The sequence below is a fragment of the Myxococcus sp. CA005 genome, from assembly GCF_006518205.1.
Classification (GTDB): domain Bacteria; phylum Myxococcota; class Myxococcia; order Myxococcales; family Myxococcaceae; genus Myxococcus; species Myxococcus xanthus.
In genome coordinates this window covers 1-5,623 of the sequence record NZ_SRLV01000170.1, presented here as the reverse complement: position 1 = coordinate 5,623, position 5,623 = coordinate 1, and the positions used below count along the sequence as shown (strand labels likewise).

Sequence of the window (5,623 nt, the reverse complement as noted above, 5' to 3'; positions counted from 1 at the left end):
CCCTGGCCCCCATGGCCCTGGCACCGCGCTTTTCCCCCGCGCGCGACGTCACATCTCCGCCGCGCGCGGGGGAATCGGGTGTCGCGTACACGGGTGGGTGGACTCGCTCCGTGCGGTGAGGGCGCAGTGGCGAAATCAAGCTCGGGCCGCCAGGGCCCGACACCTTCGTGTGCGCGACGGGAAAAGGAATAACCCGGGGGTCTGACATGCCGATGGAGGCCCACGAGGCTGCTCGCCGGTGGTGTGTACAGCCATGGCGTTCCCTTCCAGCAACCGTGCTTCTGGGTGCGCGGCACATTCACGGTGCGGAGGCCGGAAGCCGGTTATTCGCCGGGGCTCGGCCCTCGGCCCAGGGAGTCCATGACCACGCCTTCGACCCAGTCCATTGAGAAGGGCACACTCGGCCTCGAGTTGCTGCTGGGAACGCTGACAGCGTTCGCACCGCTCTCCATCGACATGTATCTGCCGGCACTCCCGCGCATCGCGGAGGACCTGCAATCCACCGCGCCCGCCATCCAGCTCACGCTCGCGTCGTGCTTCGCGGGATTGGCGCTGGGCCAGCTCTTCACGGGCCCGCTCATCGACCGCTTCGGGCGCACGCGTCCGCTCTACGCGGGCCTGGCGCTGTACGTCCTGGGCTCGCTCGGCTGCGCGCTGGCACCGTCGGCGTCCATGCTGGTGGCCATGCGCTTCGTGCAGGCGCTCGGTGGCTCGGTGGCATTGGTCGTTCCACGCGCCGTGGTGCGCGACTTGTGGTCCGGCGCCAACGCCGCGCGGACGATGTCGCGGCTGATGCTGGTCATGGGCGTGGCGCCCATCCTCGCGCCGCTGCTGGGCGGAATGGTGCTCCAGTACTCGGGATGGCGGGCCATCTTCGTGGTGCTGGCGGCGGTGGGCGCGGTGGCGCTGGCCTTCGTGCTGAAGTCGCTGCCGGAGACGGCGCCGCCGCACGTGGGGGCGCAGTCGATGCGCTCCCGGATGGGCGCATTGATGAAGGACCCGGACTTCGTGGGCCCCGCACTGGCTGGAGGCTTCGCGCAGGCGGGCATGTTCGCGTACATCGCGGGCTCGCCGTTCGTGTTCATCTCGCTGTATGGCATTCCGGAGGAGCACTTCGGCTGGTTCTTCGGCGTCAATGCAATGGGGTTGATTGCGGTGGCGCAGCTCAACCGCAAGCTGGTGACACACCTGCCGCTGCACCGGCTGCTGCGTCTGGCATTGAGCCTGTGCGTCGTCGCGGCGGTGGCCGTGCTGGCGGTGGCGTGGACCGGCTTCATGGGCCTGTGGGGCATCGCCGTCACGCTGTTCTTCTTCGTGTCGGCCATGGGCCTGGTGGGACCCAACGCGGCTGCGATTGCGCTGGAGCGGCATGCCACGCGCGCGGGCATGGCGTCGGCCGCGCTGGGCGCGCTCCAGTTCACCGCGGCGGCCGGCGCGTCGTGGGCCGTGAGCACGTTCAACAATGGCACCGCGATGCCCATGGCCGGGGTCATGACCGCCATGGCACTGCTTGCGTGGCTCGCCGCGTTCTTCGGGCTCCGGGCGCGCACGCGCCAGCAGGAGGCAGGGGAGGGTGCCCAAGCGCACGGGCCGCGAATCGTGTCATCGTCCTCCGCGCCATGACTTCCACCTCGCGTACCGTCCAGGGACCCACGGGCCAGCTCGCAGTCACCGACACTGGCAATGGTGGACTCCCCATCGTCTTCGTCCACAGCAACGCCTCCCGGCGTGAGCAATGGGCCGCGCAGCAAGCACATTTGAAGCAGCGCTCCGTGTCGTTCGACCTGCGTGGCATGGGCGACTCGGGCCTCGACGCCCAGGGCCGCTACGGCGCCGAGGACATGGCCAATGACATCCACGCGGTGGCCACGGCCCTGGACCTGGAGCGCTTCGTCCTGGTGGGCCACAGCTTCGGCGGCTACGTCGCGGCGGAGTACGCCCGTGGCTGGCCCGAACGGCTGGCCGGGCTCGTCATCGTGGATGCCGCGGGGACGATGCCGCCGCTTCCGCCCGAACAGCTCCAAGGCTTCCACGAAGGCACACGTCCCGAGTCCTACCGCGCCTTCATGGACGCATGGTTCACGCCCATCCTCCAGAACGCGAAGCCACACACGCACGAGTCGGTGATGCGCTGGCTGCATGCCACGCCGCGCGAGGTGGTGGTCGGGGCGCTGGAGAGCATGCTCACGTTCAATTCGGACCGTGTGCTGGAACGCTACAAGGGCCCTCTCCACACGCTCGTCGTGGATGCCTTCATCCAGCCCAATGCCTACCACCTCCTGTACCCGGGCACGCCGCACACCGTGTTCTCAGGTGTCAGCCATTGGCTGATGATGGATGCACCGGAGCGCTTCAACGCCGCGCTGGATGCATTCCTCGCCACACTGCCGCCGCGTTGAAGGGGAGGGGAGGGCGCGTACACACGGGGTCGCCTCTCATGAATACCTCATCCCCACCCCCCTACGGCCCACGTGAGCTCGCTCAGGACCTCCGACGTCTCATGGAGCTGCCTGCCCAGACAAAGGCAGAGCAGCGCCTTTGGTACGACGAGGCGCAGAAGGTCCAGGACCGCATCAAGGCCTCTGAGGAACTGCTCGGCATCCCTCACTCCCTCTGGCACTTCTTCTCAGACGCGGACGTCAGAGCCAACGAGCCAAGCATCCGAGATGCGCAGTTCAAACAGGTGCGCGCCCACGTCGCCGTACTGGAAACCGGCGCCATCCCTCCAGATGACAGCAAGCAGGGCTCCTTTGGCGGCCTCTTCCGCAGTCTCTGGCAAGCAGTGCGCGGCAAGGGTTGAAGCCGTTCAGCCTCTCAATCAAAAGCCCCGCGGCGCCACTCGGGCACCGCGGGGCTTGATTCCCTCACAGGGGTGACGGGCTACGGCGTCACGGCGCGGCCGGGACCTTCGCGGCGGGCGCGGCCTTCTTCTGCGCGGTGGCGAAGTCACCCGCGCGCACCTGCGTCACCTTCGTCCAGTCCAGGTGACGATCCATGGCCTTGCGCACGTCCTCCGGCTTGAGCTGGGTCAGCTTCTGCTCCAGCGCCGCATCGAAGGCCAGCGTGCGGCCCAGGAACAGGTAGCTGGCGAGCTGCCGCGCGAGGCTGCCATCCTGCGCCCGCGCCGACTGCCGGTACTCCAGGATGCCCGTGCGCGCCTTCTGCAGCTCCTCCGCCGAGTAGCCCTTCTGCACCGCGCGAGTCACCTCTTCACGCATGGCCGTCTCCAGCCGGGCCGCGTTCTCCGGGGCGTAGATGGCGTACGTGAAGAAGGTGCCCACCTCGTCGACGTCGCTCGCGTCCAGGCTGCTGGCCACGCCGTAGGAGAGGCCGTCCTGCTGACGGATGCGCGTGGCCAGCCGCGAGTTGAGGAAACCGCCGCCCAACACGAAGTTGCCCAGCACCAGCGCCGGCCAATCCTTGTCGTCCTTGCGAAGCTTCAGCGACTGGCCCGCCATGTAGTACGCGTTGGCCTTGTCCGGCGTCTCCAGCGCGACGGACGCGGGCGCACCGCCGCCGAACACCTGCTGCACGCGCTGGTACGGCGCGGGGCTCTTCCAGTCGCCCAGCAGGGTGCCGGCGAGCGCCACGATGTCCTTGGGCTCGAAGTCACCCACCACGGCCAGCTCGCCGTTCGACGCGCCGTAGAAGGCCTTGTGGTAGGCACGCGCCTGCTCCAGCGTGGTGTCCTTCACCCCGGCGATGCGCTCGTCCAGCGTGGCCACGTAGTAGGGGTGGCCCTTCGCATAGTGGCCCGACAGCGAACGCCAGAAGGCGATGTTGCCCAGCGTCTGCGGCTCACTGCGCTCGGACTCCAGCGACGCCAGCCGCTCCTGCTTCAGCATGGCGAACTCCTTCTCGTCGAAGGCGGGCTCGCGCAGCACCTCGGCCACCAGCTTGAGGACTTCCGGCAGGCTCTCCCGCGGGCACTCAATGGAGGCGGAGGCACCGGTGCTGCTGCCATCCACGCCCACGCGCGCCTTCAGCTTGTCGAACGCGTCCTGGAGTTGCTGCCGCGTGCGCTTCTTCGTGCCGCGCATCAGCATGCGTCCGGCGTACTGCGCCGCGTCCGACTTGCCGCGAAGGGCCTCCTCGGTGCCCCAGCGCAGGGAGAGGGACACGTTCACCATGTTGCCGCGCGTCTTCTTCGGCAGCACCGCGTACTTCACGCCGCCCGGCAGCTCACCGCGCTGCACGCGCGACTCGATGTTGGCCGGTGACGGGTCGAACGCCTCGCCCTGCGCCACGGCGTCACGGCCCTTGAAGCCGTCCATCATCTTCGCCACGTCCACTGGCGCCGGCAGCTCCGCGCGGTCCGGCTTCGGCGTCGGGATGAAAGTGCCCAGCGTCCGGTTGGAGGACTTGAGGTAGGCGGCCGCCACGCGCGTCACGTCCTCGGGCGTCACGGCCTCGATGCGGTCGCGGTGCAGGAAGAGCAGGCGCCAGTCACCAGTGGCCTCCCACTCCGACAGGTTGATGGCGACACGCTCGGAGTTGTTGATGGTGAGGTCGATGTACTTGGACAACGTGGCCTTGGCCCGGTTGACCTCTTCCTCGGTGAACGGCGTGCGGGATGCGTCCTCCACCGTCTTCAGCAGCGCCTCGCGGGCCGCGGCCACCGGTTGGTCGTCACGCATCTCCGCGCTGAAGACGATGATGCCCGGGTCGCGAAGCTGGAGGTTCGACGCGCTCACGCGCGAGGACTTCTTCGTCTCCACCATCGACTTGTAGAGGCGCCCGGAGGGGTTGTTGCCCATGACCAGCGTCAGCACGTCGATGGCCGCGAAGTCGGGGTGCGCACCTTCGGGCACGTGGTACAGGCTGGTGAGCAGCGCGGTGTCGCCCACGCGGCGCAGTTGCACCTCGCGCTCGCCGTCCTGCGTGGGCTCCGCGGTGTACGTGGCGGGCAGGGGCAGGCTGGGCTTCTTCAGCTTGCCGAAGGTGTCCTGAATCATCGACAGGGCCTTGGCCTCGTCGAAGCGGCCCGCCACCACCAGCATGGCGTTATCCGGCCGGTAGTACTTCCGGTAGAAGGCCTGGAGCCGGTCGATGGGAACGTTCTCCAAGTCGGAGCGCGCGCCGATGGTGGACTTGCCGTAGCTGTGCCAGATGTACGCGGCGCTCATCACGCGCTCGAAGAGGATGCCGCGCGGGTCGTTCTCACCGGATTCGAACTCGTTGCGGACGACGGTCATCTCGCTGTCGAGGTCCTTCTTCGCGATGAAGCTGTTGACCATGCGGTCGGCTTCGAAGGACAGGGCCCAGCGGAGGTTGGCGTCGGAGGCCGGCAGCGTCTCGTAGTAGTTGGTGCGGTCCAGCCAGGTGGTGCCGTTGGGCCGGGCGCCGCGCTCGGTGAGCGCCTGGGGCACGTTGCGCGTGGTGGGCGTGCCCTTGAACATCAGGTGCTCCAGCAGATGGGCCATGCCCGTCTCGCCGTAGCCTTCGTGCTTGCTGCCCACGAAGTACGTCACGTTGACCGTCACCGTGGGCTTGGTGGGGTCGGGAAAAAGGAGCACCTTCAGCCCGTTGGGCAGGCGGTACTCGGAGATGCCTTCCACGCTCGTCACGGGGGCGAGCACGCGGCCCTTCGCCTTGCTCTTCGTGACAACGGACTGGGTGGCGG

At 68.1% G+C, this 5,623-nt stretch carries 4 protein-coding genes; 3 read left to right on the top strand and 1 reads right to left on the bottom strand.

From position 1 onward, the window contains the following. Nucleotides 1-360: 360 nt before the first annotated feature. The 3 genes from FMQ63_RS36705 to FMQ63_RS36695 all read left to right on the top strand — a co-directional run bounded on the left by FMQ63_RS36705 (nucleotide 361) and on the right by FMQ63_RS36695 (nucleotide 2,800). Nucleotides 361-1,623, top strand: coding sequence for a multidrug effflux MFS transporter (locus FMQ63_RS36705; RefSeq protein ID WP_011557397.1), 1,263 nt, complete (start codon nucleotides 361-363; stop codon nucleotides 1,621-1,623). Further along, nucleotides 1,620-2,399, top strand: coding sequence for an alpha/beta fold hydrolase (locus FMQ63_RS36700; RefSeq protein WP_011557398.1), 780 nt, complete (start codon nucleotides 1,620-1,622; stop codon nucleotides 2,397-2,399). The genes FMQ63_RS36705 and FMQ63_RS36700 overlap by 4 nt, the downstream gene beginning before the upstream one ends. A gap of 101 nt (nucleotides 2,400-2,500) precedes the next feature. Beyond that, the gene (locus FMQ63_RS36695) at nucleotides 2,501-2,800 is read left to right on the top strand and encodes a hypothetical protein (protein WP_020478629.1); all 300 of its coding nucleotides are present in this window, start codon (nucleotides 2,501-2,503) and stop codon (nucleotides 2,798-2,800) included. A gap of 88 nt (nucleotides 2,801-2,888) precedes the next feature. Here FMQ63_RS36695 and FMQ63_RS36690 read toward each other — a convergent pair. After that, a partial coding sequence (locus tag FMQ63_RS36690) for a pitrilysin family protein (RefSeq protein ID WP_141277030.1) occupies nucleotides 2,889-5,623 on the bottom strand: 2,735 nt, incomplete at its 5' end.